The organism is Sphingomonas sp. Ant H11, assembly GCF_000797515.1.
Lineage (GTDB): Bacteria > Pseudomonadota > Alphaproteobacteria > Sphingomonadales > Sphingomonadaceae > Sphingomonas.
Genome location: NZ_JSBN01000040.1, coordinates 25600 through 52473 on the forward strand (window position 1 = coordinate 25600; position 26874 = coordinate 52473).

At 63.4% G+C, this 26874-nt stretch carries 21 protein-coding genes and 7 pseudogenes; 4 read left to right on the forward strand and 24 right to left on the reverse strand.

Annotated features, from left to right (window positions below; translation table 11 throughout):
- Positions 1-26: 26 nt before the first annotated feature.
- A pseudogene (locus NW75_RS28190) lies at positions 27-134 on the reverse strand (IS5/IS1182 family transposase); the annotation flags it as partial.
- Positions 135-258: 124 nt separating this feature from the next.
- On the opposite strand from NW75_RS28190, the gene NW75_RS08665 reads away from it, so the two are divergent.
- Positions 259-1011 (forward strand): helix-turn-helix transcriptional regulator, encoded by a 753-nt coding sequence (locus NW75_RS08665; RefSeq protein ID WP_052192319.1) that lies wholly within the window; start codon positions 259-261, stop codon positions 1009-1011.
- A gap of 646 nt (positions 1012-1657) precedes the next feature.
- A complete protein-coding gene (locus NW75_RS22840; RefSeq protein ID WP_052192320.1) occupies positions 1658-2110 on the forward strand; it encodes a hypothetical protein in 453 nt (150 codons plus the stop codon).
- 128 nt (positions 2111-2238) lie between these two features.
- Here the strand turns inward: NW75_RS22840 and NW75_RS24415 are convergent.
- The 23 genes and pseudogenes from NW75_RS24415 to NW75_RS08790 form a co-directional block, all read right to left on the reverse strand.
- Positions 2239-3180: pseudogene (locus NW75_RS24415) on the reverse strand (IS5 family transposase).
- An 89-nt stretch (positions 3181-3269) separates the two neighbouring features.
- Positions 3270-6997 (reverse strand): annotated as a pseudogene (locus NW75_RS08685) (conjugal transfer protein TraG N-terminal domain-containing protein).
- A gap of 11 nt (positions 6998-7008) precedes the next feature.
- Positions 7009-8455: pseudogene (locus tag NW75_RS08690) on the reverse strand (conjugal transfer protein TraH).
- 52 nt (positions 8456-8507) lie between these two features.
- Positions 8508-9041 (reverse strand): hypothetical protein, encoded by a 534-nt coding sequence (locus tag NW75_RS08695; protein WP_081988705.1) that lies wholly within the window; start codon positions 9039-9041, stop codon positions 8508-8510.
- A gap of 62 nt (positions 9042-9103) precedes the next feature.
- Entirely contained in the window at positions 9104-9910 is an 807-nt protein-coding gene (locus NW75_RS08700; RefSeq protein ID WP_156143006.1) for a conjugal transfer protein TraF, read from the reverse strand.
- Between the two features lie 86 nt (positions 9911-9996).
- Positions 9997-10593: a S26 family signal peptidase gene (locus NW75_RS08705; RefSeq protein ID WP_033964757.1), complete on the reverse strand. Its 597-nt coding sequence runs from the start codon at positions 10591-10593 to the stop codon at positions 9997-9999.
- A complete protein-coding gene (locus NW75_RS08710) occupies positions 10565-11398 on the reverse strand; it encodes a type-F conjugative transfer system pilin assembly protein TrbC (RefSeq protein WP_231565063.1) in 834 nt (277 codons plus the stop codon). The genes NW75_RS08705 and NW75_RS08710 overlap by 29 nt, the downstream gene beginning before the upstream one ends.
- A gap of 25 nt (positions 11399-11423) precedes the next feature.
- Positions 11424-12431 carry a conjugal transfer protein TraN gene (traN, locus tag NW75_RS08715; RefSeq protein WP_033964806.1) on the reverse strand — a complete coding sequence of 336 codons (1008 nt, stop codon included), beginning with the start codon at positions 12429-12431 and terminating at the stop codon, positions 11424-11426.
- A 212-nt stretch (positions 12432-12643) separates the two neighbouring features.
- Positions 12644-14575, reverse strand: a complete 1932-nt coding sequence (locus NW75_RS08720; protein WP_033964759.1) for a hypothetical protein — start codon at positions 14573-14575, stop codon at positions 12644-12646.
- Positions 14576-14901: 326 nt separating this feature from the next.
- A complete protein-coding gene (locus tag NW75_RS08725) occupies positions 14902-15915 on the reverse strand; it encodes a TraU family protein (RefSeq protein ID WP_052192321.1) in 1014 nt (337 codons plus the stop codon).
- Positions 15912-16589, reverse strand: coding sequence for a conjugal transfer protein TraW (locus NW75_RS08730; RefSeq protein ID WP_231565064.1), 678 nt, complete (start codon positions 16587-16589; stop codon positions 15912-15914). Before NW75_RS08730 ends, NW75_RS08725 begins: the two co-directional genes overlap by 4 nt.
- Entirely contained in the window at positions 16582-16830 is a 249-nt protein-coding gene (locus tag NW75_RS08735) for a hypothetical protein (protein WP_182914010.1), read from the reverse strand. Before NW75_RS08735 ends, NW75_RS08730 begins: the two co-directional genes overlap by 8 nt.
- 8 nt (positions 16831-16838) lie before the next feature.
- The gene (locus NW75_RS24420; protein ID WP_197057773.1) at positions 16839-17030 is read right to left on the reverse strand and encodes a hypothetical protein; all 192 of its coding nucleotides are present in this window, start codon (positions 17028-17030) and stop codon (positions 16839-16841) included.
- A 202-nt stretch (positions 17031-17232) separates the two neighbouring features.
- Complete coding sequence (locus NW75_RS08745) at positions 17233-17574, reverse strand: hypothetical protein (protein WP_081988696.1); 342 nt, start codon at positions 17572-17574, stop codon at positions 17233-17235.
- Positions 17574-20108 (reverse strand): TraC family protein, encoded by a 2535-nt coding sequence (locus NW75_RS08750; RefSeq protein ID WP_033964761.1) that lies wholly within the window; start codon positions 20106-20108, stop codon positions 17574-17576. Before NW75_RS08750 ends, NW75_RS08745 begins: the two co-directional genes overlap by 1 nt.
- Positions 20105-20827, reverse strand: a complete 723-nt coding sequence (locus NW75_RS08755) for a TraV family lipoprotein (protein WP_081988697.1) — start codon at positions 20825-20827, stop codon at positions 20105-20107. Before NW75_RS08755 ends, NW75_RS08750 begins: the two co-directional genes overlap by 4 nt.
- Positions 20827-22162 (reverse strand): annotated as a pseudogene (locus NW75_RS28195) (TrbI/VirB10 family protein). Before NW75_RS28195 ends, NW75_RS08755 begins: the two are co-directional and overlap by 1 nt.
- Positions 22159-22927: pseudogene (locus tag NW75_RS08765) on the reverse strand (type-F conjugative transfer system secretin TraK). The pseudogenes NW75_RS28195 and NW75_RS08765 overlap by 4 nt, the downstream one beginning before the upstream one ends.
- Positions 22911-23550: pseudogene (locus NW75_RS08770) on the reverse strand (TraE/TraK family type IV conjugative transfer system protein). Before NW75_RS08770 ends, NW75_RS08765 begins: the two co-directional pseudogenes overlap by 17 nt.
- A gap of 7 nt (positions 23551-23557) precedes the next feature.
- On the reverse strand, positions 23558-23824 hold the full coding sequence (locus NW75_RS08775) for a type IV conjugative transfer system protein TraL (RefSeq protein WP_033964762.1): 267 nt from the start codon (positions 23822-23824) through the stop codon (positions 23558-23560).
- 116 nt (positions 23825-23940) lie between these two features.
- Positions 23941-24255, reverse strand: a complete 315-nt coding sequence (locus NW75_RS08780; RefSeq protein WP_025549873.1) for a hypothetical protein — start codon at positions 24253-24255, stop codon at positions 23941-23943.
- A 214-nt stretch (positions 24256-24469) separates the two neighbouring features.
- Complete coding sequence (locus NW75_RS08785) at positions 24470-25216, reverse strand: DsbC family protein (protein ID WP_052192323.1); 747 nt, start codon at positions 25214-25216, stop codon at positions 24470-24472.
- 50 nt (positions 25217-25266) lie between these two features.
- On the reverse strand, positions 25267-25545 hold the full coding sequence (locus NW75_RS08790; RefSeq protein ID WP_033964764.1) for a hypothetical protein: 279 nt from the start codon (positions 25543-25545) through the stop codon (positions 25267-25269).
- Positions 25546-25852: 307 nt separating this feature from the next.
- Between NW75_RS08790 and NW75_RS08795 the strand changes: the two genes are divergently transcribed.
- Together NW75_RS08795 and NW75_RS08800 are read left to right on the forward strand one after the other, a co-directional pair.
- Positions 25853-26284, forward strand: a complete 432-nt coding sequence (locus tag NW75_RS08795) for a hypothetical protein (protein WP_033964765.1) — start codon at positions 25853-25855, stop codon at positions 26282-26284.
- Between the two features lie 163 nt (positions 26285-26447).
- Positions 26448-26864: a helix-turn-helix domain-containing protein gene (locus tag NW75_RS08800; protein ID WP_033964766.1), complete on the forward strand. Its 417-nt coding sequence runs from the start codon at positions 26448-26450 to the stop codon at positions 26862-26864.
- The last annotated feature ends 10 nt before the right edge of the window (positions 26865-26874 follow it).

Genomic DNA, 26874 nt, shown 5'->3' on the forward strand with positions numbered 1-26874 from the left:
GATAGCTGATCAAAAAGGGTCTGGATCCTGGCGCGGTGTTGCTTTGGCGCGGCCACCGGTGTCGCATCGACGATCTGACCGCCCATAGCGAGATAACCACGTTCCTTGAGCTGTTGGCCGAAATTAGCGAACAACACATGTAGTTAGCGGTATCGGGAAGACTCGGCCTGCGACGAAACGAAAGAGATTTTCGCTCAAAAGTACACGGTTCAGGAGAGGGCTCGAGAGGCATTCCTCCTTTTCGAAGGGTCTGCCGTTATGTTGACCAAACTGGATCTGAACCACTTCCTTAAGGCCTTTCGCTCGGTTCTGACCGAAGACGATTTAAATGAAGCCCTAAGGCGGGTCACCAATATGCTCGGGTTCTCGCAGTTTGCGATGGGCCACCATGTTGACCTGACGTGCCCGCCGCAAGGAGCAATCCGGTTATCGACCTATAACGAAGACTGGGTATCCCATGTCCTCGAGCGCGCATATTTCGCGGAGGATCCTATCCATCTTGCAAGTACCAAGACCGTCAATGGCTTCTCGTGGCACGACGTCGGAGACATCATCCGTCTGACGCCCCGTCACAAGCAGATTCTTTCGGAAGCCATCGGCTTCGGCCTTGGCGCTGGTTTCACGGTGCCTGTGCATCTGCCCGGTGAATATCAGGGAACATGCTCCTTCGCGGCGCGATCGCTCGACCAACTCCACGAAAACGCACTGCCAATCGCCCAACTGTGCGGTACATTTGCATTCGAAGCAGCCAGGCGGATCATGCGGAAGAAATTGAGGCTCGAGGATACCGTTGTACCGGACCTTACGCCGCGACAGATGGAAGCGCTTGTCCTCGTCGGAAGGGGAAAGACCGACCGGGAGATCGGCAATATTCTCGGCGTATCGCGATCGACCGCCCATGAACATGTCGAGGGGGTGAGGCGGGCTTATGGTAACGCGCAGCGCGCCTATTTGATCGTGCGGGCGCTCTTTGATGGACAGATCGCCTTCACCGATCTCCTTCGGCGCTAACAGGGCAGGTAACGTCAACGCTGATGGCGTTATCGCATCGTCCCGCCCACCGATCGCCAGCGCGACTGTTGAAAATTAGCCCGGTCCGCTTGGAAAAGGATTGCGCGTGCCACCGCGATATCGCTTCGCGGATGGACACCGTCCCTCGAGCCGGCGCTTTTTTATATCGACCGTCCGGTCGCCAAAACGCCGCGCCACGCGATACACATCCCATGCAGGCGTCGGCTGCCGAGGGTATATCCACGTAACCTTTGCGCCCCACAGCTTACGTCGCAGTGTGACAAGGTCGCGTGCACGCGACGGGCTCAGACGATCATTGGAGCCTGCTGAGACAACGACCTGGCGATACCCGATTGAAGGTGCCATTGCCGCTATCGACCCGACAGAGGCCCCGTTCCGCGCCAGGACATCGCACCCTCCGAAATGAAGGATCTGCAGCGCTGCGGCGACACCGATCGCGATGCTGTCTCCGAGGATCAGGCAACTCGACAACAGACCACTCCAGGGTGAGGAGAGAAGTGGGAAAGGGCGGTCGGCCGCTCGCCAAGGGAATGACCATAGGACGTGAATTGGAGCCGAAGTTCGCCATGACGGGATTCCAATCTTTCCTTGCCGATGGTATTCTCCACGGCAGAAAGGATCCGGCATGGGCCCAGTCGACGTCATGAGCGAACAGGCAGAATTGGACGCGAGTGCTGTGCGGTCGCGGCCCCGAGCATCGGCCTGGCTGTGGCGCCCCTGGTATGCGAAACTCTGGTGGGCCAGCATCGCTATCTATTGGACGGGCAAACTCGCCTCCTATTGGAGCCCAGTTCTCGACGATGCTTATTCGACCGCGGTGGCCGGCTATCTCAATATCGCCCTCTATCCGTTCACCGCTTTGATGGTTCTTGGAGTGCGCTTTGTACCGGCGTGGATGGAATATCACGGCTGGGAATGGGTCGAGCCATCTCATGACGAGTTGTTTCCGAAGCGCTCCGTTGGTGGATACCTCGACCCGATGGCCGACCCCCTCGATCCTCGCTCGCCCAACCACTGGCGATATCTAGGGAACCTCTGCGCAGGTAGAGAATTGGGCGTCGTGCGGCGTCAACGGTGAGCTTTGCCGCGCCGCTCTCCTTGCGGTGCGCGAATTTGGCCAATATTGTGGATTTTCGGCCTATTTCCGTCGGTATTTGGCTGTTTTCCGGGCCGTTTCCCGTTCTGCGGGCGCAATTATCGTGCAGTTCAGGCCAATTGCTCGCGCATGATGTAGATATTGGCCAGGGTGAGCTGGCAGAAAATCTGCTGGTTGTTCTTGTACAGTCCGCGATAACGGGTCCTGGTGTAGCCGAACTGGCGCTTGACGACCCGGACATGCTCGACCTTGGAGCGGAACGAAGACGTCAGCCGGTTGATCCGGCGCTGTTCATCGGTCAGGGCCTGGCCCTTCTTGCGCTTGAAGGGCGTGGCCCAGACGACGTCGCTTCGGTTCGATCGGCTTCGAGCGAACGCTCATTGCTGGCATAGGCGCTGTCGCCAAAGGCAATTTCCTCCTCGCCGTAAAGCAAGGCATCGGTCGCCACGCTATCATGCACATTGGCCGATGTCATTTCGGCCGAATGCACGCAGCCCGAAGCCGCGTCTGCGCCGATATGCGCCTTCATGCCGAAATACCATTGATTGCCCTTCCTGGTCTGCTTTATCTCGGGATCGCTCGACTTCGTGCGGTTCTTGGTCGATGGCGGCGCGGCGATCAAAGTCGCATCCACGATCGTGCCCTGGCGCAACAGCAAACCGCGCTCGGTCAAAACCGCCGTCATCTCGTCAAACAGCGCTTTGCTCAATTCATGCTTCTCAAGCAAATGCCGGAACTTCAAGATCGTCGTCTCGTCGGGTACGCCCTCGAAGTCGAGGCCCTGCAAATTCCCGCAACAGTGGCGTCTCCCACAGCGCTTCTTCCATCGCTGGATCGGACAGGCCAAACCATTGCTGCATGAAATGGATCTTCAGCATCGACCGCAACGGATAAGGACGACGCCCCCGCCCCACCACCGGGTAATGCGCAATGATCAACTGCTCGAACCGCTCCCACGGAACCACAGCCGCCATCTGATCCAGAAATACCGCCAGCCGCGTCTGTTTGCGTGGCCGTGAAATCCCAATCCCTGAAAAACGACCCTGCTTCATGCGGCCCTCCTTTTGCGAAGAGAATCATTCCATCATTGCCTCTGCAAGGCCTACTTGCTCAGGGGTTCCCTAGATGATATGAAATAGTTTCATTTATCCCGCCGCTCCTTGAATTTTGGATCACCATCAAACGGGCCGTTAGCGAGATCATCCGAAAATCTGCCGCTGCCTAGGACTGACGATTGCTCGATCGAGGTAAGGGGTCCGGTAATATCGGCTGTCCCACGCGCGGAATCAGCGTTCTCGAGGTACCGGTTCCGCAATCCACGGTCGCCAAGCAACTGATCGGAGAGAACTCGTGTAAAAGCTTGCTCCGGATTGGGCGAGCGAGATGCCGCGCGTTCTGCGGAAGCTACGGCTCCTCTCACGTCATAATTCACTATGTCTAGTGTAGCGTCGGCATTCTCTGAAGTTGTTCCGCGGTCGCTGCCTGCGAAACCTAACGAACCGCCCGCGCCGCCGGAAAGAGATGCCGAGCTCCCTTTTCCGCCACCCTTGGAGGACCCGCGCTGCGCGCTTGCTGAAACCGAAAGACCGACATCGGTTCCCATAGTGGTGCTGTCCTCCGCGCGACGAGTGATATTCCGCGACCATCCGGTTTGAGCCATAATTGCTTGAACATCCCGTTCGAGCGTGTCGGCGACCTGCGGTTTCAGCCGCCAATTCCCCTGGCGGTCCATCTCGAACCCGCCCTTGAGCCAATGGGCCATGGCGGCCTTTCCTTCGGCACCGCCACCGAGGAAATGCTCGATCGTGTCAGGGCCGGCCTGCTTGCCGGCTTCGAAGCGTGTGCTGGTGTCGCTACGCGCCGATCTAGTGAAACCCGTGCTGCTCGACACCAAGAGGTCATTATCGGCGAAACTGAACCGCGCCGAACCGCCACCGGCAATTGCACCATATTGGCTGTCATTGATCAGCCCGGCGCGGCGCAGTTGACCAGCGACCTCTGGCGTTACGTTCATGGCAAGGTCGCCATTCTGGCTCATCGCTAGCTGCTTCTTCGTCATCGTGATGCCATTGGCGCGCAGCAGCCCCTGCATTCGCGTCAGGCGCTGATTGTCGACGATTCGAGACGTACGCTCATTACGCGCGCGATCCGCGATCCCACCGGCGCCGCCGTCAGCCATATCGACCTGATTGCCGGCCGTCCCGGCAAGCGTGCGGATGAAGCTATCGAGCCGCGCAGCTTCGCGCGTCGAGACGCCTGCCGCCTCCGCGCCCTCCGCAAACCCAAAATTGTCCGACTGTCGACGCTCTTCCCCGATGCGCGCCGCGCTCCTCGTACCGTCCCGCCCAACTTCGCGTTGCGCGTCGAGCTTGCCCGCGCGCTCGGCAAAATCGAACCCGGCTGTCTCGCGCGTCCGTCCGTAGACACTCGTTCCCTCGCGTCCTGCTTCCGCGGTGGCCCCATCCGCCGTACCGAGTTCGTCGACGCATTATAGGTTTCGAGCGCGTCCTCGACCTGCGCCTCATTGCGGCCAGTCGCGCGGGAGAGTTGGGTGATCGCGGAAGAGCGCGCTTCGCCGGCGAGCGCGTTGATAAAGCCGATGCGGCGGCTGGTCTCCTGAACCGACAGGCCAAGCATGCCGGCGGCGTCGCGTTGTCCCTGGTTGGTGCCGGTCCGATGGGCCTGCTCGGTTGCCACGTTTCCGCGCTCGATGCCGGCGACCTTGTTGCCGGCGAAATCGCGCCGCCCTTCCATAGCACCGACCTGGACCTGCGCGGAGGTGATGTCATTGCGGAGCATCGCTTCCTGGTCGAAGGCATTGGCGGTCAGCTTTGCAAAGGTCGGGTCCGCCGAGGCCTGAGCGATGACACCGGACGCCTTCAGCGCAGCGTCCTTCGGCGAGTAGCCGCCTCGCTCGAAGGCCCGCGTCGCGCCCTGCTGCATCATGTCGTAAGCGCGCTGATCCCCAAAGGCGCGCCATTGCACCAGATGCTGCGAGAACGCAGCGAAGGCGCGCTCACCAGCCTGACCGGAACCGAAATAGGTTGTACCCAAAGCCCGGAGCGCGTCCTTCTCGGCGAACTGTTGAAACGCGGCCGTCGTGGCGTTGGCCCTGACTGCGCGTTGCGTCGCAGGGTTGGACAGATCCCCATTGACGAGCGCCGGTGCGAGCCCGCCAAGTTCGCGCGCCGCGTCGATCCCGCCCATGCCGAATGCCGGCACTCCTGGCACCCCGCTGTTGCGCTCACCCAACATCGTGCTCGCCGCGCCGAAGCTGCGGTTGGCGCCAAATGTCGATCGCTCGCCAAAGTCACCAAAGCTCGACGAAGCCCCGCGTCGCGCGGATGTGCCCAACGCGGACGCCTGTGCCTCAAGGGCCGAGGCGCGACCTTCCGCTGTGCCCATAGGCGACGCGGCGGCAGTGCCCTGACCCTGGACGCCGAGCGCGCCGCTGGTGAACGCCGTGAAGACATTCCCCGAGAACCGGAACACCGTGAACACGAACGCGCCCGCCAGGCCCGCCGCCGCCGTGCGGAAGCTGCCGAAGATCGCAAGGGCCTTTTGCGCGGAAGAAGGGGCGAGAAGCCAGGCGTTGGCGCCGTTGGCGTTCGAGCGCATCTCGGCAAGCGCGCCCATCGCGCGCCCAAGGGTAAGCTGGTAAATGCCGGCATCGATCACGCCCCACAAGGCGACGAACACGAACAGCCCAAGCGCGAAGCTCATGACCCGAAGGTTGATCGGCGTCAGGATGAACAGAAGCGCGATCGGGATCATGAACAGCATGATGCCGAATACGACCGCGCGGATCGTCGGCATCCATTCGTTTGCAACCGACATCGTGGCAAGACCGCTCGACATTACGGCGCGATTGGCCATGACCCGGGCCGCTGTTGCCGGGCTATCCTCGAACAGGACGTCGCCCACGGTGTTGCCGAGCAGGACATCTGTCATGAATGCCTGAAGCGACAGCGGAGAGCCCATCATCATGCCGCCCACCTCGCCGAGCTGGGCGCGGCAGCGAGTGAGCTGATTGGCATCGGTCGCGTCGAAGCCCGTCCGCAGGCAAACCTGCCTGGTGTAATCGTCGAACAAGGTCGGATCGGAGAGCCTGTCAGAAATATATTGCCAAGACTCGTCGCAGCTCTTCGTCGTGCCGCCCTTGTCCGCCGCCGTATAGACCGTGCTGAAGGTCGCAGGTCCCGCCATCGCTGCGAACGCGGCTGGCAGATCGGTTGTCGTGCGGAACAACTTGTCATCGTCGATGCCGTAAGCCGGCGACACGCGCGCGACCGGATAGCATTGCCGGACATAGTCCTTGATCGTTGCATCAAGGAAGGTGTCGGTCATCGGGCCACGCGGCGCGACGGCATTGAAGAACAGGTCGAACGTGTGCCCCCCGGCGCCGAACTCGATCTTGGAATCCGGATCGAGCGTGTTGTCGTCGATCGTCTCGACCAGGGCGCGCTCCATCAGGTTGGTCGTGCCGGCGACCAGCACGAGCAGATTGGGGACGCCGCCGACCGGCTGATAGGCGTTGCGCACCTTGTCATAGACGTGGACCGTCCCGGTGGTCGCGATCATACCGACGAACAGGCCGATGCCGACCAGCATCTGAAAGCCGAAGGCGACAAGCCCCATACCCTGGCCACGAATGGCGGTCAGCGTCGCTCCCACCGCAATCCCGACCGTCGCGATCACCACGACCAGCGTCTCGTAACGCGGGTCGGCAAAGATCATCGCGACGAGACGGAATGCATCTACCGTCTCGGCGAAGCCGTCATAGGTGTAGAAGCTCGTATCGACGGCAAAGGCCGGCGAGGCGGCGAGCAATGCGGCGACCGTGACAACGGCGCGAAGGATCCGACGCATCATTGGAGCACCTACTGGTTGCGGTTCGCGGCGGCACCAGCGGCGTCGCGCGCATCGCGATCGCGCTGACGCAAAAGCCCAGCATAGGATGTCGAGAGGTTCGCCTGGCTCAGCGCCGCGAGATAGGACTGACGCATCTGGGCACGCTGGCGGAGGACCTCCTCGCGCAGGTCCCGCAATTGCTCGATGCCCTTGGTGAGGATGCGGGTCTGGCAGATATTGGTACTGGTCGCATTGGCAGCGCCGGCCGCCGTCGTCCCACGCTCGGCATTGCTGAGCGCGAAGTCGATGGAGCGGGTCAGGTCGTTCAGCATCTGATAGGCAAGGGTGAACGCTACCAGCTCATCGGTATCGCTGATGACCGAGCCCTGGACGCCTTGTCGAACGCCCCATTCGAGCATCCGATACACAGGTAGCGTGCTGACATTGGCAACGAACTGGCGTTCGTCCGCCGAAAGCCCACCCCGCGTCCTGATCTTGCCGGCGATCGACTCCATCCGGGTGCGGGCGAGTTCGAGCGCACCTTTGGTGCCGTCCTGGCTGCAATCACCGGCCGTGGGCGGCACATTGAGCGCGCGCTTCTGGACGCGGCCGGAGAGGAAGTCATCGGCGCTTTCCGTATCCTGCTTCGGGCAGGCGGGAATCGCCGAGAAGAGCGGCACCTTGTCGGTCGGGTCCCAGCGCATATAGACGTCGCCGACACGCGCGCGCATCACATCCGCCCAGTCGCCGGCACCGACCCGCGAAGCCGCGTGCGAAAGCAGCGATCCCGTGCGGAAGATGTCGGTCACCTCGGCCGGGCAATTCTGCAGCGCGTCCTTCAGATCCTCGGTCGGGTTATTCTGGTTCGCCTGGATCTTCTCGCGGCTCTGCTGGTAGCTTTTCGCGAACCCTTCCTTCACCGACTTGTAGCCGGTCATCTCCTCGATGATGCCGCTCATATTGTCGTCGCCCTTGGCGATCTGGACCGCGCGGGTTGGCCAACCGGCAATCATTGACCTGAATCGAATTCAGGAAGTTGGTCGCCGCCTCCATCTTCGAAATGATGTTACCCATCTTCTCGTCGAGCGTCTCAAGCAGATACTGGAACGCGACCGCGGGGGCCGCCTGAAGAATGCTCTCCAGCTTCTGGACGAGATAGTCGGGATCAAGGAACGACATACCACCCAGGAACATGTCGATGCCGCCGCATCCGGCCTTGATCTTGGGCAGGCTCAGCGACATCAGATAGTCGTTATGGACATCCACACGGCCTGACATGCCACCCGCGGTCACATAGCCGCGCGTCTGATCCTCGAAGCTGCCGGGAGAGGTGTAGGTTGCGTTGTCGAACCAACTTTCCGCCCAGCTCTGCGCATGTGCCGGGGCCGCGGTGCCGCACGCAGCGACGATCCCGCACAGGCTGAACGAGAGAGGGCGAGCTAGACGACGATAGAGTCTGGGAACGGCAAGCGACATGGCGGGCTTCCTCGGGTTCGAGTGAGATGAAAGAGGTGCTGGCCCGCCATGCTCAGCCTCCTCGGTTGGCCGGATTCCGCGGCGCGCCCACGCCGACAATCCCGGTATATTTGGACATGGCCCGAAGGCCGACATCAGGTCGCACGCCCGTCAGCATCTTGACGGCGAGATAGATGTTGCGGGCGAGGTTCAGCGCATGATCGGTGCCGATCGCGATCGGCACGATCCTGTTCGAATCCGCGATCGGTCGGACCCAAACGACCGGATGGCCAACCCAGGGCAGCCCAAGCCGGCCCGAACGGACCATCGCTTCCTGGCCGCCGATCGCAGCGACGCGCCAGCCATATTGCCGGCCAAAGGCCGATAGCTTGGTCCACATATCGCCGCACGGTACGCAACCCGGGCTCGTGCTCATTTCGATGACGAACGCCGGCGCCTGGCCGCGTAACGTATCGGCGAAGTCCGGCGGGAACTGCCGCGTCAGTGGGACGCGGGCGAGCCACGCCTGCAGGCTGGCAGCGTCGGCAACAGGATGGATTGCCGCGCGCCGCGCCGCATCTTGCCCTGCCGATGCCGATTGAGCCATCGCGCCCCCAGCGATACCCACAACGGCGGACACCATGGCTGCAATGGCGAGCGCGCGCCGCGTCACGGCCGCGGACTCCCGCCGGTGTTGACCAGATCGCCCCCGAGCGCGCGTGGATCGGTCGCCGAGACCGGGCCATTCGCGAGCGCGTCGAAGAATCCGTCCTCCTCGCCGGCGCCGGTCATGAACTGCTCAGGCCGAATGTCGCCGGTCAGCAGCCGAACGGCCTGATACGCCATTTGCGCGAGGTTTGGATACGCCTCGACGCCGTTTGCGATTACCATGCGCTGTTGGCTGTTCCGCCTGATGATCATCGTCGTCGGTGTCACCTCGACGCCGAAGCGCTGTGCGACTTCAGGTCGGCGACCGATATCCATGAGCGTCACCTGCCAGCCCATCTCCTCCTGGAAGCGCTGGACGATCGGCCACTGCACCCGGCAATAGCCGCAGCTGTCGCGGGAGAACATGACGAGCGCGAATTCGCCGGCATGGGCGCGGAGATATTGACGGCGCGCGTCATCCTTGAACGCGGTCAACTGATCGCGCGCATCCCCGACCATCGGATTGGCCGATTTGGAATTAAGTTCGGGATGCTGGAGCATCGCGATCTGGGTCACGCCGGCGAACGCGCGAGCCTTGCGCCGCGCGAAATCCTCGAGCTTCCAGAAATCGGCGACGGCATCGACCGTAAGGACGGTCGCTGCATAATCGCGCTGCTGCTCGATCAGCTTGTGGATCTTCGGCGGCGTCCAGGTTGCAAGTTCGGCCATCGGTGGAATCACCGGCTTCACCAGCGCGTCGGGATCAGGCTTCTCCTCGCTAGGTTTCGGCGGTGCCTGATACCACCAATATCCATCCTTGCCCGTCATGGCCGGCCTTTGATCCTGGGCCTGCACCGGTAGCGGAAGGGCGGTCGCGGCGAGGAGGGCCGCGCGCAGTAAGCGCGTGCGGGCAATCACAGCATTTTCTCCATCCGGGTCAACCGGTCGATAGCGACGGGACCGTAATAGCGACTGTCAAATCCATCCGGATGGCTCGAGCCGACATAGGCATAGCCCGATGGGATGATCACACCTTTTGGCTGATAATGATCGAGCTTCTGTCCCTTGCGGCCGTAGGGCTTGCTGACACCCAGCAGCTTGCCATCGCAGAAGTACCAGCCGTCCCACGTATGCCCTCCGACTGACGGCTTCTCGATCATATCGAGCCGCTCGCCGGGCATGCACAGCACATATTTGGTGACCGACACCGGCTTGGGTCCGGCGACCGCGTTCGTGAGCATGAACGAGACGAGATCGCCCTTGTGGATGGGGCCCGGATCGCCCCGCACCGCCCAGGCATGGATCGATGGGGTCATCACGAGGGTGAATTGCGGGATCGCCCACCAGGTCAGCAGGCCGACCGGCAGCACGATACAATAGGCCTTCAACAGCTGGTCGGGTCGCGGTGGTTCCCCGAGGCCGCTACAGCCGAGCGCGACCGCCGCGCGCAGCGGCAGCTCCTTCAGCTGCAGCCAGATCCATTTAGCGAGCGCCCAAGCGATTCTGAGCATCGCGCACCTCCTCTTTGCCGCCAAGGCGGACATATTCCTCAAGCAATCCGGAGAGGCTCGCGTCTCCGAACACGATGCGAGCGATCGGCGGACTGGCGGCGTCGCGCTCGCAATAGGGCTGGGTGGGATCGCCCGGGATCATCGCCAGCGCTGGCACCCGGGTGATGCCCGCCAAGCGAAAGACGATCGGATCGACGATCAGCTGGACATTCCGCATCACGCACGCAGGGCCCGAGCAGCCGGGATCGATCCGCAGGATCTCGGCGGACAGTTTCGCCATGGGCCCAACGCGGGTAAGACCGCCCGGCATACCCCGGAACGCCAGCACGCCGCCCACGCGCTCAAGCTGCGCGGCATAGGTTCGAAGCGTGGCGATCGGCATCGACGACGATGCGAACAGGACCGGCACCCACCCTTTGATAGTATTCGGCGCGGTAGCGCCCGCGACGGCGGCCATGTCGGGCGCGCTCAGGCCCAGGGCCTGGCCAAGCTTTGCGGCCATGGCCTCGCGCTCGGCATCGAGCCCAGCCTGTCCCGCGGCGTATGCTGCGCGAGCGCGTGCATCCATCGCAGGCGAGTGGGCACGTCGGCGCACGGCATCGAAAGCCCGCCGACGAAGTTCGGCTGAAGGTTGAACCGATGGGCCGGGCTCCGCCGTCGTCGCGCGGCCCTTCTGCGCGCTGACGGCTTGCTTGAGCCGCTCCATCGCGGCATCGCCTTCGCTGGCTGCCTTGGCGCGCGCGTCGGCCGGCGGTGGGCTTGGCGGCGATCCGGCCACGGTCTGCGCCTGGGTGGCCGGGATCACCCCCAGCGCCAGGGTCAGGACGAGGCTAATTCTTGCCGATCGTCTGCATATACGCATCGACGCGGTCCTTCATATCTATCTGGATGTCGGATTGAGCCCGGGCCTCGATGTCCAAATAATATTCGGAGAGGTCCATCTTCGAGAAATCTAGGGCCTGAAATTCTTCAGGCGTGAAGCCCCGGCACATTGGCTTCTTCGGCGTGCCCCAGCCGATCGCGTTGAACGATTTGAGCTGAGGCCGGCCCTGCTCCTGGATGATCCGACCAAGCTTGGTGTTGAAGCAGCAATGGCCTTTGGCCTTCTGGATGCAGATGCCGAGGATCTTGGAGGTGCAATAGCTGCCGATCTCATGGCACATGCCCGAGCCCCGCAGCATGCCGGTCTCCATGTCCTGCTGGTCGCAACCCTGGAGCAGTACATCGATGATGAAACTAATCGCCAGGCTGATCGCGAGCGAGGTCGGATCGATACCGATGATGCCGTGAAGGCCGGCGGTGGCCGCCTGACTGGCGGTCGCGCCAGCCTTGAAGGCGGTGTAGGCAGCCTTCATGCCGGTCAGCACGCCCTTGGCGACCGCGATCTTGGTGCTGAGCGAGGTGAGCGACGAGCCCATCCCGTCCTTGACGATCTTGCCCTTGTCCTTGCAGCAATTCTCGAAGGTATCGAGCAGGCCCGGCGGCCGGCAGCGCAGCGCGCGGCCCGAGAAAATCTCGATATGATCGAGGCAATTCCCCTCTGCGTCGACCTGGCCGTCATTGGGCACGCCCGGATCGTCGACGACTGGATCGGTGACGACCGGATTGGCGCCCGTGTCGATGCAGGCGTCGGGCGAGCAGGTCGGAGCCCCGCCGCCCGCGGGCACTTCGCACGCAAATTGGGATCCAAGCGGGCAGGCATAGGTGGCCGGACCCGTCACCGTGCAGGCGACAGCGCGGATCGGGCATTGCCAGCCGCCGCTCGCCGTCGCCGTGCAACTCGCGGTCTCGCCTTCATCGGCGGCATCGCCATTGCCGTTCAGATCGACCGCGCACATTTCATTGGCGCTGGTGGGCGCGGGACCGGTAGGCGCGGTAGGGCCCGATGGGTCGGTCGGTTCGACCGGATCGGTGGGCTCGACCGGAATGGCGATCGCCGCGCGCGCTTGCGGCATCGCGGCGGCGCTCGCCTGCGCATAAGCCGCCGACTGGGCGCTCACGACCGATATGGCCGAGATTAACAGCACGGATCGCGTGAGGAAGAGGCTCTTCATGGCGTGGCACTCGTGCAGGTCATGTCCGCGCCGCCGAGCCGGACCGTCTGCATCATCACGACGGCTTCAGGGAAATCGTCGAGGCAACCGCAGGCCGAGGCGATCTGCTCGCCGGGTCCGGTCGGGCAGACATTGTCGGCCGAGCAGACATGATAGAAGGTATCGATCCCTGTCGGATCATTCTGCTGGCTTCCCATCACACCCGAGGGCGCCGCCGCGGTGTTGACCTTGGGCGCCTGGGTTTTGCAGATCGTCTCGCAGGCGGGCACGCTGCCCCGATCCGGAAGGCTGAAGGGCCGGGTCGTAGTAGTGACGCTGCCATCCGCCTGGGTTTGCTTGTCAGCGAGCAACGTCTCGGTCGAATGGTCGATGATATAGGCGCCGCGGCTCAGGTCCGGATCGGGCAACGCCGCGTTGTCCGTCTCGCAGACATAGTTGCGCTTGCGCAGGAAGAAGTCGCGGGTGAGCTGCAACGTGCACCGGTCGGCTCCGAACAGCCAGGTCTGGGGCAGGGGCCTCAGGCCGGTGGCAACGCCGCCCCGGAAGGTCTCAACGCCGTCGACATCCTCGCTGTCGAGATGGCATTTGCTGTCCGCCGCGTACCCTGAACACAGGTCGACGAGCTGCTCCGTGGAACCGCAGCTGTCATCCACCTCGACATGGACATCTGCGAACGCCTCACCACCGCTGCTGACCGCCGCCCGCAACCAGATCTCGTGGTCTCCCTTGGTCAGATAGGGTTTCAGGTCGAGATTGGGGAAAGCGTAATAGGTCTTCTTCAGCTCGCATTTTCCGGGCGGCAGACCGCTGGTTGTCCAGGGCGAGGGTCCCGAATCGACGAGGTTGCCGTCGATCCGCACCTGACCCCAGTCGTCCGCGAACCATTCGACCAGGGATGCTTGCCGAATGCGCGCGGGGTCGGATACGTGCAGTGTCATGCGGAAATCGAAGAGACTGCAGGACCCTCCGCTCAGGCTGTTGTCCGGTGGGGAGCCCATTAGGAAATCGGCAACGTTGTTGGCGGTCCGGCTGGTCGCATAACCGCCGGCGGTGCGGGCGATGATGTCATCGAGTTGTGGGTCGATGACATTGACCTGACGCTCGATCGTGCAGGCCCTGGTCTGCTGCGCTTTTCCCGAACCCGCAGGTGATGCCGCCACCATCTGGAAGATGCTGTTGCCGGCGGCGATCGCCGCGGCGTCGCCCTGAATGGCGGCCGGGTTGTTCTTGTACGCCGTCTGCGCGACGGTCCCGTCGCTCGCGCAAGCGGTCGACTGGGCACCGACATAGTCAATCACCGGACCATTGATCTGTGCCTGCGCCACGCCGATGCGCGGATCGGCGGTAGTGAGCGCGCCCACCATGCCGCCGCCGAGATCGCCCAGCACCGAATTGAGGTTGTTCCAGACGAGATTGGCGCCGCAGCTATTGTTGACGCAGTAGCAACCGGAAAGCTCGGGCATGTCGACCTGGGTCAGCTTCAAGGACTTGGACGAGTCGACATCCCAGCGAAAATACTTGCACTGGTTCCAGGTACCGGGCGCGCAGGAGATGATGCCGTTCGCGCAGATACCGGACACCGGCACGGGCAGGTTGCTCACCGTGTCGAACGTCCCGTCGAAATCCTTGTCTTGGCTGATCCGGACGATACCAATGTCACCGCTGGCCGAGGGCTGGACCAACACTTCGAGCAGGCTCTGCGTCTTCTGGCAGGCGATCGTCGGCGTGAACGTCTTGCTGTTGTCGACGGTCGCGATCGGCTGCCCGCTCATCGCCGGCGTGATCGTGGTGTTGAGTAGCGTATCGCTGTCACCCGTCTTCGCACGCGACGCCTGCGCGGCCGCGCGGGCGCGATCCTCCATCGTCTGGGCATGCGCCATCGCGGGAAGCGCGCTGACGACGAGCAGAACCGCGACAGCTCGCCTCATAGCACGCGCTCCGACGGCCCGTCCTGCCGCGATCTTTGACGAAGGCGGAAACGGTGGAGCTGCCTGGGAGTCCGAAGAACGGGAAAGGCGGGACACCGCCCGGCCTTCAAAATGGTCAGCGCGGCCGCCGCCAGGACAGAGGCACGGGGGGAATGCCATCTGCCGAGCCGGGAGGGAGCCGGCCGCGCTGACCGGGGTTGGAGCGGCACCGCGGGGGCTGTGCAGCGCCGCTCCCACCTCGCTTTGTCCCGGGAGACCCAACGGGTCCTGGCGGGCAGACCCGGCCTGACGTCCGGAACTGACGAGGTGTCCGTGAAACGATCCGCTCATGGCACCGACACTCCGGCGCAGCAGATCGTCTTTTCGAAGAGCATGAATTGGGCATTGTCCTTGCCGGGCGCGTGCTTCGCGCTCGACCACAAGGAACCTGGCCGGCCGATATTGACGCAACTCCCGCCCTTAACCGGCTCCATCAGCTGGAGCTTGTAGCGGGACTTGGTCCAGATCGGCTGGGCCTTGAACGAGCAGCCGTCAGTCGACGAGATGGTGAGCGCGCCGAGGCGGCCCATCATGAAGGTACCGCGCGCGGCGAGGCCAGCCCAGGCTTCGACCGAGTCATCGAAATGAATGTCGCCGGCGATCGGATAGGTCGCACCCCAGCTGCCCATGCACCAGAAGAGCGGGTCGAGAACCTTGCCGGCAGCCGCGGCCGCGCTGTCGGCCATGCAGGCGAGCCCCGCGGCGGGGTTGCCGAACAATATGCCCTCGGGCTGGATGATCGCGCCGAGCGTCCCCGACTGCCAGGTCGGCAGCACCTCGGTGATGAGCGCCACGTCGAACCCGTCATCCTGGAAGCAGGGCAGGTCCGTGAACATGTCCAGCATCTTCCAGACCGGCGAGATATAATAGTGCATCTGCGCGAACATCTTGCGCGTGTTCGTCCCGTCGGCGATCGACGACTGGCTGCCTTGCAGCTTGCCGTGGGTCGGCATCAGGTCGACGCCGAGCGCCATCATGCATCCTGGCTCGGTCACCACGTCGACCATGCGATTGGGCGACCAGAAGGAGACCTTCACCCCGAACCAGAAGGTCGCACCCTTCCGGCAGGCGCAGATCGGACTCGAGGACGACTGCGCGTCGAGCGCCTTGCCGAGCTTGTCGCCCGTGCCGATCTTCACGCCGCCGATAGTGATCGGAAAGATGCACGTCCAGCGCACTTTCGTGATCGGGTTGAACACCGTCCCGGTCGGACAAGACGACGCATGCGCTGGCGAAGCCGGGGACAGCACAAGAAGCAGAAAGGCAGCCGCTAAGCTGCGCAACAATGCGAGACGGGTCATCGCGGCGCGCTCCCGGTGCGGTTGAGCTTCACCTCGGTCAGCTCCAGTTTCTGGCCGATCTGCGACACGATGACCGGCGCCACCTCGAGACCGAGACGGTCTTTCACGCGCTGCTCGAGGATGAAGAGCGAGCGGCCAACCTTCTGGCCGAGCGTGATCGGATCGCTCCCGCCACGCGGGCCGGCGGCAAGCAGGATCCAATCTGATGGCGTGGCGGTGCGCAGCGCCCAGCCAAGATCCTCGGGGCGGACGACGACCAGGCGTTGCGGCAGCGACACATAGGTCAGCGGGTTGAAGGTGAAGCCCTTCGGATAAAGCAATTTGCCGTCCGGAAGCTTCACATCGAAATCGAGCGTGTAGAACGGAACGACGCTCCGCACGCGGTTCGCCTGCGCTACGGCCAGCGGAGCGGCCTTCATCGCCGACCAGCTCGCGCGCGGGCCGAAACGGCTGGCCATAAAGGCCGGCAGCTTCTGTGTGCGACCCTCGATTTCCTCCAGGGCATCGGGTTCCGCGATCGGCCAGGTGCGTCCGATCACCGAAGTCTGGGCATGCGCCGCAGCGGTGACAAGCGCGCAGGCGAGCAGAACGATCGTTGTGGCGCCCTGGAACAACACGACACGAATGCGCGCAGGGGTGGTGAAGCTTGCCGCGCCGCCAATAGCCTCATTCATGATGACGACCCTCCGCTCTGCGCCGCCACGGCCGGTTATGGTCTTCGGCGCTGTCGTCCGGCTCGCCGATGACGGCGCCGACGAGACACAGGATGGCGATGACGACGATCGCGCCGACGACAAACCAGTGCATACCGTCCAGAAGCTGACCGCTGCGCAGCACGATCCACGCCTGGATCAGCAACAGCAGCTTGCTGCCGAGCAGCAAACGGATCGAGCCGAGCGACGGCGTCGAGGACAAGATACCCCTCATCGCCGCCACCACCGCGCCATCCGGACGACACCCTTGTCGAGGGCCGGCATGAAGAATGACAGCACCAGGCTGGCACCCAAGGTCAGGACCGCCACCGGCATCGCGATAATCCAGGCGTCACCGACCGTGTCGGGCCGGATCAGGACGCTCGCGACCAAGCCTGAGATGAAACTCTGCCCGACCAGCATCGCACGTCGCCGCCGCACGACGGACGCACGCTCCGCGCCAAGCTCGCCACATGGGCATCGAGCAGGGCGCGCAGCGCTCTCGCCTCGAGGCTTGTCTCATGCGCCGAGCGCAGCATGAAATCGTACAGCGTCTCGCCCGGACGGCGGGGTTCGATCTCGCGCTCGATAAGCTCCGCGGTGCCGTCGGCGAGTGTCACGCGTATCATCGCGCCCTCCACCGACGAACGGCGGAGATCGCCAGACCGGTAACGCCGGACAGGCCAACCAGCATGACGCCGCTCGCGAAGCAGGCCGCTCCGACGATGAGCGCGCTGCGCACCACCATCGCATGGGGCTGGTTGAGGGCGAACCCGGCTGCGAGCACCAGGCTCGTCATCATCGCCGCCTCGATCACCATCAGCCGGAACCGCCAGCGGATCGCCGCCGCCTCGGCGCGGATCGCGACGCGTGCTTCGATCATCCGTTCGAGCTGAGCATCCTTGCTGCTGTCGAATGACGTCAGATCAAAGACCATCTGGTTCTGCGGAGGCTTGCGCTTCAGCATCACGCAATCTCCTCATGTCGGCGCAATTCGGGCCGAGACCCAAGAATCTCGGCCGGATCGACGCCGGCGAGTTCACACACCGCGTCGAGCGGAGAGCGGCCGGCGCGCAGCAGCGCCTCGAACGCGGCAACCTCCTGCGGCGCGCTGGTGTTGATCCAGTACGAGAAGGGGTCGACGACGAGCCTGGCGATGCCGAGACCCAGCGGAGAGTCGATGAAGACCTCGCTATAATTGGGCTTCGAGTTCCGGACCGACTTCAGCAGCTCGAGGACGAACCCCGAATAATCGAGGATCTTGTTCTCGACCGCCTTGTCATAGGTCGAGCCCTGCAGCAGGAACCGCGTCGCGGCATTCTCGAGGATGACCTGACCGGTGCCCCCGAACAGCATCAGGTCGTTCATCGACTGCAGAACGATACCGAACGAACCCTGATATTTGCGCGCGCGGCGGTAGCCCTGGCCGAACGCTTCGGCGAGTCGTGACAGATCCTGCCCTTCGGTCTTGGTCATGAACTGGGCGGCTTCGTCGCAGAGCACGAAACGCGGCCGGTCGCGGCCTGAGAGATACAGCTCCTGGGTGACCGCGTTCACCACCACCATGACGATGACGTTGAACAGGTCAGGCATGCTCTTCAGCCGTTCGAGCTCCAGCACGACGAACTCGTCGGCCGTGATGTCGAAGGTCGAAGGGCCGTTGAAGAAATGGCCGTAAGCGCCCTCGCTCGCGAAATCGCGCAGGTTGAAGGCCAATTCCCTCGAGACCGGTATCAGATGATCGACGCGGTCGAGATCCGATGCCGCGAACGCGGGATAGGCGCCGAGCCATGCACGGACCGCATCGATGCCCTCTTCGGAATGACCTTCATCGATCGTCCACTGGACAGCCGATTTCAGGAGATTCCATTCCGAGGTGGTGACACCCTTGCGGGTGGCGGCGTTCGCCATCTCGGCGACGATCGCGACCGCCATCGAGATCGCCGACTGCTTGTCTTCGCCGTCGAGCGCGAAGCCCATGTCGAACGGGTTGAGGACGAGCTTCTCCTCGCCGATGTCGATGTAACGACCCGAGCAGAGCGTGCAGAGCTTGCGATAGCTGCCGCCGATATCGATGATGCGAATGAGCGCATTCTGCGCATAATATTGCTGGCAGAGATTGTTGAGCAGGAAGCTCTTGCCGGCGCCGCTCTCCGCCGAGACGATGAAATTGTAATTGTTGATGCGCGGATCGAACAGGTCGAGCGTGACCAGTTGGCCCTTCCGGCCGGTGTAGAGGAGGGCAGGGCGCCCGCCACCGCGAAAGTCGGTCTGGATCGGCGCCATCAGCACCGCAGCCTTCACCGGCATCCGGAAATCGCGCTCGAGCATTCGCAAGGTGCGCCCGTCCGGGTACAGCCCGAACGGCAGGCTCATCGTGAGCAGGATCGGATTGAGATAGCTTTCCTCCTGCATCATGAAGGGCAGGGGTTCGCCTTCCCAAAGCCGCTTGGCGCGCGCCGCCATCTCCCGGGCATGGGCGCTGGTGCGACCGAACACCCAGACGGTCGGGATCACCCGCACGAATTTGGAGTTGCCGGCCTCGTCGAGGATCCAGCCGATCTCCTCGATCTGTTTGCTGACCTCGACCGCAAAGCTGCCGGCGGCCTTTTGCGCAGAGAGCACCTGGGCGCGTTTGTGGATCTCGAACTGCGAATGATCGAACAGGACGTTGAGCGTGTAGAGGAACGGCCCCCCGATCTGGTCGCTGTCCTCGGCCGAACCGCGCATGCCGCCCGTCAGGCGATTGGCCCGCTCGGCGGTGATCCGCCGCGCCGGCGACTTGGGCGTGAGGCAGCGCGCGACCTGGTTGCCGAGGAACAGCTCCGGACCCTCGAACAGCAGGTCGGGACCCGCGTCGATGATCTGCTTGCGGATCGGCGGCGCCGCCCCGGTTGCATCAGGGCTCGACGAGAAAACGCCGGGCGCGGCGGCGAACACACCGTTGAAGATCCGGCGATAGAAGGAGACGATCTCCTCCGGGGGCAGCCGGACGATGCCGAGCTTGGCGAGCTGCTCCTCGATCTGGCGGCGCAGATCGCTCCCCAGCGGACGCCTCGTCTTTACCGACAGGATGGTGCGAAAGTCCCTGATCGGTATGCCGTGCATCGCACGAAGGCCATGTGTCCCCGCCATCAGATAATCGGCGGTGCGCCTGGCCGATGCCTGGATCAGGGGATCGTCGCGGGTCTTGAGATCGAGAAACGCATCGAGCGCCGTCTCGATCAGCGGGTCGGCAAAACTGTGAAGCTGAAGGACCGTGCCATCGGGGAAGTGAATGTTGAGAAGCCCGAGCAGCGCCTGATGCACATGCGCAAACATGTAGGCGCTCGGCACGAGCTCCCAGCCATAGCCCCAACCATCGTCGATGCAGAGGAACGCCTCCTCATCCTCGTCCCATGCAACGAGCGGCAGGTAATCGGAGAAGCGATCGCGCGCGACGCTTTGCCGCAGCTGGGCAAAGCTCAGATCGCCGCCTGTTCGGGAGCCGCGCGCCTTCACTTGCTCTGATCCTTCGGCGCGGGCCCGAGCGTGCTCGAAGCCCTGGGCGTCGGCGCCAACGGACGCGCATTCATGGGCGCTGGCACCAGCGTGCGCGGGTCCCTGGCCGGCGGCGCCAGCGCCGTTGCGGAAATAGCCCCGTCAATCTCACGCTCCTGGACCTGACCCAGGACGGGCGCCTGGGTCGATGGCTGAACCGGATCGACCAGATAGTCGCCGACGACCCAGGCGGGCGTCTCGACGATCGAGAAGACGTAGCGCGGCATGTAGAGGCGGTCAGGCCGCTGACGGTCGGCATAAGGCAGGATCAGCGTGCGAACGGTGCGCGGCGGTTTGAGCATCGGCGTGACCGGTTGGTCGATCAGCCCCTGCAGCTCGCGATAGACGCTGTCCTTGTACCCGAGATAGGCACCCACCGGCGCGGCTGCGCCTTTGGCGGTCATGCCAGACATTGCCGGTGCAGCAGCCTGGCCGCGCAGCAGCTTCTTGTCGTTGGTGACTGCAGGGTCCGACCGGGACGGGCGGCCGGCGACCGCATCCTCATAGGCCTTCTCGGGATGCACGCACTGTCCATGGTCGCTGTTCTTGCAGCTATATTTTTCGGAGTAAGGTGACATCACCGAGCCGAGCGTCGCGCAGCCACCAAGGGCCGCGATCACCGGGATGAGAAGCAGTCGGTGACCGCGGATCGAGACCTTGCATGAAAGGGTTCTGGGCATCAGAATTTGCTCCCCGCCGATGGTTTGATTTCGAGCGTCACGCCCTCCTGGATGACGACGACCACGTCCTTCGCGGCGCCGACCTCGACGATCGGGCCGGCCTGGCGCGCGAGATCGAGATAGAAATCGGTCAGCTTGTCCGAAGATTTGGAAAGGCCGCCCGCTATGCCGGACTTGGCGGCATCGCCGGCATTAAGCGTCCTCACTGTGCCGAGCGCCGAGGTCGACGTATCACCAAAGCTATTCTCGACCGTCTGGGCGATGCCGCTGATGGTCCCTGCGATAAAAGTCCGGGCCAAGGCCGCGCCGGCGCGGGTGACGACCTTGCCCGACAGGCCCTTCTTGCCGTCGGTATCGACAAAGAAGCCCTTGACGCTCTGGTCGACGACCGAATGTTCGTCGAAGTCGACGCAGGAGAGCGTCACGAGCTGGATCTCGACGCGCTCCTTGGCGAGGCTGCCGGTCGCGTTGCCGATGACGAAACAACCGGACAGGTTCGCCTTGACGTCATTGGGGAGCACGGCTGGCGCCTGGACCCGCGCGATGATCGGCTCCGGGTTCGAGGTCGCGTCGTGGCTCGCCAAGCGTCCACGCCCGTCAGCAGCCGCGCCTTCATGAAACCAGGCGGCAAATAGATCGTCCGAATCTTTTTTTTCGACTCGTCCGACGCCGCGGCCGCATCCTTGGGGACGACCGGCGATGTGGCGGCGCCGATTGCACCCACCACTTTTTCGACCGGCGGTGCCGGCGGAGCGGGAGGTCCCACCGGTGCGGATGGCGGGGCTGGCAAACTATTGTCGCCCGCCGCGCCCGAAGCACCGGATGGCGATGGCGGAAACTCCGGCGCGCCGCCGCCGGGAAGGGCTGGCGGCAATGGCGCGCCGTCGGCACCTGGTGCCGCGGGGCCGGTGCCTTGCAGCCCGATCGGTGTCTTGCCCTCCTCGATCGCCGTCACCCGGTCGCCGAGCATGGACTGGCCGTCCAGGACCTTTTTCAGATCGCCGCGCAGCTTCACCTCGAGGCTGTCGCCGCGAAGGCCCGCGCCCATATCAAGCTTGGAGGCCTCGGGCGCCGCAACAACCGGCTTGTCGGCGGTGCTCGCAGAATAGAGGCCGTAGCCAAGCACGCCGATCGCCGTGGCCACGCCGAATTGCTTCATGCGCAGTTTGCCCGTCGAACTCAGCGAATCCCAGCGCGCGCGCAGTCGAGCAGCGCCGCACCCCGCGCTTCGTCACCGCCGTCATGGACCGCCTGGGCGGCTAGATGCGCCTGGAAAGGGCTCTGCTCACCAGGCCCAGCGGCATCCGGCGCGGTCTCTTCTGGTCTCTCGCTCATTGGACAGCTCCCCGGCGAATGATGATGAGCCGAGCGCTATCGCCAGCCTTCAGCGCGATACGATCGAGCGTGACCGCGAAGATGTTCGAGCCGAGCAACGACACCAGGAACTCGGGCTCGGCGAGGACAAGGTCGCTGACGCCTGGACCAGATATTCGGATGCCGAGAGGCCAGCGCCTTCGATTGCAAACCGCCGGCGTCATGGAGGCGCGCCGCGGGCAAGGTCGGCAGGACGATGTCGCCCGCGACCGGCGCTACTTCGGCGAAGCTTGCCGGCACGCGGTCCTGCAACATCGACAGCGTGATCGAAACGGCGCGCTCTTCTTCGACCAGCGGGCCGAGCAGATCCTGATTGGCACGGGCGCGCTGCGCGGTGCCGGAGGCCAGGATCACGGTCTGCGCCGGAATGTCCGACGGCTCGGTGTAAAGCGGGTAAATCGCCCCATTGCACGAAACGAAGAATTCGGAAGGCGTGGTCACATAGGTCCGCGTCGGCGTGCCTTCGCCGTCGATCTCCTTCACCAGAAACTTAATCCACGCGTCCGACCCGCCACGCTCAACCGCGATCGCCTTTTCGGCCGAGAACTTGACGTCCTCGATCTCGCCGCCCTGGCAGATGATGTGGTTGACGTCGCGATTGGACAGCCGGATCGAGGCGGTCTGATCGGGCAGCGCGGTAATCGCCTGGGCGAATGCCGGCGGTGCCGCGAAGATGAGGCCGGCCGTCAGCAGGCTCGCACGGCCGCGATTACCGAGTTTCGGCATCGAAATTCTCCTCATGCAGGGACGTCAGCCAGAAGCGGCCGTTGTCGATCGCGTAGCCAATCCGGAGATTGCCCCGGAACTTGCGGATCACACCGCCGATGACGCGGACCTTTTTCGACCGGCACGACGATGTCGGTGCTCGTGGTCAGGACAGGCTGGTCTGGCCGAATATAGGTCGCGATCGACAGAGTCGGATTGTCCGAGAGCTCGTCGAGAATGGCGGTCAGGCTGTCGCGGATGCTGTTATAGGCCGAGGGGTGGACGATGCTCAGCAGTTCCTGGAACTGCGGATCGGCGGAATAGGCCGAATAGGTACCCGACAGGCTGACGATGTTTCGCGTCATCGTGCGTAGGTACGGCGCCGAGGGCGCATTTCCCGTCACATAGAGATCGCCGCCGGTGCCGAACGGCACGATGACCGTCCGCTGGTTCTGGTTCGAGGTGTAGATCAGCATGCCGAGCACAGCGGTGATGCCGAACAGGCCCGCGATCGCGAATTTGAGCAGCCGATTCTCTTCGAAGAGATTGGCGGAGCCCTGAAGATAGCGGTGGATGCCCCAGCTCGCCGGCTTGTCGGCGAGCGGATCCCAGTCCTTCGGGCGTGATTTGCGGAAAAGCGCCATGGCCGTTCTACTCGAAGAAGCGGGTCTGGGTCGGACCCGGATAATGACGGAAGCGAAGCAGCCCCCAGCGCCAGGCGAGGTGGGGGATGAACCCGCGCGGCTTGGTCCGCTTCCAGGGGATGAAAAGGAGAAGAGCGCCGATCAGCGTCCACCCGATCACGCCGCCAACGATGACGGCGACAAAGATCGTCGACATGACCAGGATGAATTCATCCGCGCCGAACCAGAGGATCTGGACCGGCAGATGAAGATACTGGGGCAGACGTTCGTCCAACGCTCTTCTCCTCCTGCTTCAAGACAGCCCGAAGAGCCCGGGTTGTCGTGTCCAGGCCTCTCGGCCCGGCTCGTGGGACGCGCGGGGACTTGATCGGCCCCGCGCGGCCGATCAGTTCAGACGACCATCCCGAAGGTTTGGAGGATGGTGTCCGCCTTGATGAGGCACACCGCGGCGACGATCGTCGGGATCCCGATCATGACGTTCGAGAACAGCCGCGACACGCCGAAGAGGAAGGCCGCGACGCCGGCGACGAACCCCATCGGGCCCTTGACGCCCTTGTTCACGACGATGTTGTAGATGTCGTAGCCAAGGTCTCCGGTCGCAGGCGCGGTGAACGCGTGCGCGCCGCCGCTCATTGTTGCGAACAAGACCAAAGGGACGCCGATATTCGCGACCCCGAACACATGCTTGCCGATTTTCCTGATCATTTTGCCACTCCGTTCGCTTGCGGAGCCGCCCGGGAAGATGCCTGCCGACACCGTGAGGACACGTTGGCGGCCGAGCGGCGTGGTGGACGGCTCCAGGGGAGCCACGGCCGTCGGCATTCCGGCCCGTATCGGTGGAGCCGAGGCGCTACGCCCGGACCGGCCCCCCGAACGGCCGCCAAGAAGGAAGGGCGCGCGCGTTCGCGCGCGACGATCGTCAGTGCTTCGCATCGGTCTTCGCCGAATGGTCCGCGAGAAATTGCTCAAGCTCACCCTGCTGGAAGCCCGAGACGAGCTTGCCGTCGATGATCAGCGTCGGCGTGCCGGTGATGCCGATCTTCTGAACGGCGATCGCATCGGCCTCGACCTTGGCATGGCCCGCTGCGAATTTGCGCAAGCTTGCCGGCTGCGCGCCGCCGTAGATCGCCTTGAACTCGGCCTCTTTGTCCGCCGAGCAGAGGATATGTTCGGATTTCGCCGCGGCCTGCGGGTGAATGCCGCTCACGAAATAAATGAGCCGCCGGACCGGCTTCCCCTCTGCTGCCTTGGCGATCCAGAACTTCTCGAGCGCGCGGCAATAGGGGCATTCGGGGTCGGTGAACTCGATCACCGTCGGCGCACCTTCGGGGCCGATGACGAGCGCCTTCGCGGGATCCAGTGCACCGAGCTTTTTCCGGGCGCTCGCATCCTGGGCCAACGCCGTGATGTTGACGCCATTCTTGTCGTAGACTGCGGCAAAGAGGATTTGCTCGCTCTCCGGCGCATAATAGATGATCCGTCCGCCCGCGGTCGCCTGATAGATGGGGCCCTTGACGGGTGCCGGTCCGAAGTCCTCGAACTTCAGGTTGGTGAAGGTCTGCTGCAGCTTCTGCTGCGCTTCCTCACTCGCGACGCTGAGCGGCGCCGGATCACCCTGTTTCGCGGTTTCCACCGATTGCGCGATCGCGCTCGGACCAAGCGTCATTGCGCAAGCGAACAGCGACAGGCGCCGAACCGCCCTGGACGTCGCGCCCCTCACGGGCGGGCACTCGCGATGCGACGCGTGCTGCACTCAAAGGCGTCACGGTCGATCTGCATCTGTACGCCGAGCGGCACGGCCGAGCGCGGCGGCGCCGCCGTGGGAGTCTCCGTCTTAGCCGCGATGGCGAAACCATCGGCCGTCGCGATGACCCGAACCTGCGGCGCCGGTGCGCTGACGGGCGCGGCAACTTGCCGGGGGCAGGCGCCAGCTGGCATAGTGATGAGCGCAAGCGAAACGCTGCCCAGGCTGTTCAAGACTATTCGTTTGGTCATCAGACACGCCTCCTCTGTCCGGGAATCGCGTCTGCGATGACCGGGGAACTTGATCGGGATCGGGCTGGGAGCGTTGAGTTGTCGAACGGTGCTCGCCGTCACCCCAAATCGGGATGACCGCGTCATGAAGTAAGTGATCGGCGTGCCGCAATAGGCAGGGCACCGCCGTGCCGGAGGCGGCAATCGCGGACCGCAATCGGCACATCCGTGCCGCAATTTGGGTCTCTAATCGTTCATGAAGTGCCCATTTGGGCTCAAATCTCGTCAAGCCATAAGGAGACAGGCACGAGTCGCAGGGAAGGGGAAGATGGAAAAGGCGGCCTCAAGGACCTACAAATTGCGACTATCGGAACAGGGAATCGACCTGTTCCTTGCGTGCCACTACCGCCTGGCGCAGCTCCTGCGCGACTTCATTCCTTACGGAGCGACCTTTTCCGTCGCGGTCGCGCTTCTCGAACGCATGGATGCCGATGACATCGCGGCCGAGCTCGAAACGCGCTCCTGCCTGCAATGCACGGGCGACAAGACCTGCTTTGTTGGATCTTCGGCGGAACTCACCGAGATCATGCATCTGGTGTGCGAACGCCTGGTCGCATCCGATCGATTTGCGCAGAGCCCACCGGTCGGCAAGCTTTACATCGTCGGTCTTGCTTCATTCAGAACAGCGGAAGATAAGGACTTGGTCGAGGCTTATCGCCGTATCGCCGGCGAAGGACCAAGACGGGCAAAGAAAAATTAACGACATCCAAGTTAGTTAAGCAAACGCACTTCGAGCGTTACCACCCTGGCCGTCTTCCAATTTGGGAACGATTGGATTTGACCGCGGGCATATTTAACACCAGTTTCCGCTCTGTCGAACTGTGCAAAGGGAGCTTTGAGCAACAGTCAGGGAGAACCTGCACGTGTCGCTTCAAAGCACATCCAGCATTGGAGATGCGACTGTCCTTGCGCAGATCAAGGTGATCTCGGGAAAGTGCATCGAAGAGCGGAGACGGAAAGAACGGAAGACGCAGGAGCAGCTCGCCTCCGATGTCGGCATCGGGGTGCGCTGGCTACGCGAGATCGAGTCGGGCAATCCGAAATCCTCAATCGAGGATCATCTTCGCTGCGCTTCCGGGGTGGGACTACCAGCCTCCTATTTCCTGATCCCGCTGATGTTCATGGATCACAAGATGGCATTTCCACGGCAATTGCTTCTCGATGACATGGCAGCGCTCGAGGAGCACTGCATCAGATGCATCGGCGACTATTATGTCGATTCGATCGCGAGCCGGCTGCGGCCAGCGGCTCCGCGTCCGTCAACTGACGACGAAGATTGAGGCCGCGCGG

What these genes read in the sequence shown, in the direction of transcription:
- NW75_RS08665 (WP_052192319.1), top strand. Translation starts at nt 259, where the DNA reads ATGTTGACCAAACTGGATCTGAACCACTTCCTTAAGGCCTTTCGCTCG.
- NW75_RS22840 (WP_052192320.1), top strand. Translation starts at nt 1,658, where the DNA reads ATGGGCCCAGTCGACGTCATGAGCGAACAGGCAGAATTGGACGCGAGT.
- NW75_RS08695 (WP_081988705.1), bottom strand. Translation starts at nt 9,041, where the DNA reads ATGGCTCAATCGGCATCGGCAGGGCAAGATGCGGCGCGGCGCGCGGCA.
- NW75_RS08700 (WP_156143006.1), bottom strand. Translation starts at nt 9,910, where the DNA reads ATGACGGGCAAGGATGGATATTGGTGGTATCAGGCACCGCCGAAACCT.
- NW75_RS08705 (WP_033964757.1), bottom strand. Translation starts at nt 10,593, where the DNA reads ATGCTCAGAATCGCTTGGGCGCTCGCTAAATGGATCTGGCTGCAGCTG.
- traN (WP_033964806.1), bottom strand. Translation starts at nt 12,431, where the DNA reads ATGTGCGCGGTCGATCTGAACGGCAATGGCGATGCCGCCGATGAAGGC.
- NW75_RS08720 (WP_033964759.1), bottom strand. Translation starts at nt 14,575, where the DNA reads ATGAGGCGAGCTGTCGCGGTTCTGCTCGTCGTCAGCGCGCTTCCCGCG.
- NW75_RS08725 (WP_052192321.1), bottom strand. Translation starts at nt 15,915, where the DNA reads ATGACCCGTCTCGCATTGTTGCGCAGCTTAGCGGCTGCCTTTCTGCTT.
- NW75_RS08730 (WP_231565064.1), bottom strand. Translation starts at nt 16,589, where the DNA reads ATGAATGAGGCTATTGGCGGCGCGGCAAGCTTCACCACCCCTGCGCGC.
- NW75_RS24420 (WP_197057773.1), bottom strand. Translation starts at nt 17,030, where the DNA reads ATGCTGGTCGGGCAGAGTTTCATCTCAGGCTTGGTCGCGAGCGTCCTG.
- NW75_RS08745 (WP_081988696.1), bottom strand. Translation starts at nt 17,574, where the DNA reads ATGCTGAAGCGCAAGCCTCCGCAGAACCAGATGGTCTTTGATCTGACG.
- NW75_RS08755 (WP_081988697.1), bottom strand. Translation starts at nt 20,827, where the DNA reads ATGCCCAGAACCCTTTCATGCAAGGTCTCGATCCGCGGTCACCGACTG.
- NW75_RS08780 (WP_025549873.1), bottom strand. Translation starts at nt 24,255, where the DNA reads ATGATCAGGAAAATCGGCAAGCATGTGTTCGGGGTCGCGAATATCGGC.
- NW75_RS08785 (WP_052192323.1), bottom strand. Translation starts at nt 25,216, where the DNA reads ATGACGCTTGGTCCGAGCGCGATCGCGCAATCGGTGGAAACCGCGAAA.
- NW75_RS08790 (WP_033964764.1), bottom strand. Translation starts at nt 25,545, where the DNA reads ATGACCAAACGAATAGTCTTGAACAGCCTGGGCAGCGTTTCGCTTGCG.
- NW75_RS08795 (WP_033964765.1), top strand. Translation starts at nt 25,853, where the DNA reads ATGGAAAAGGCGGCCTCAAGGACCTACAAATTGCGACTATCGGAACAG.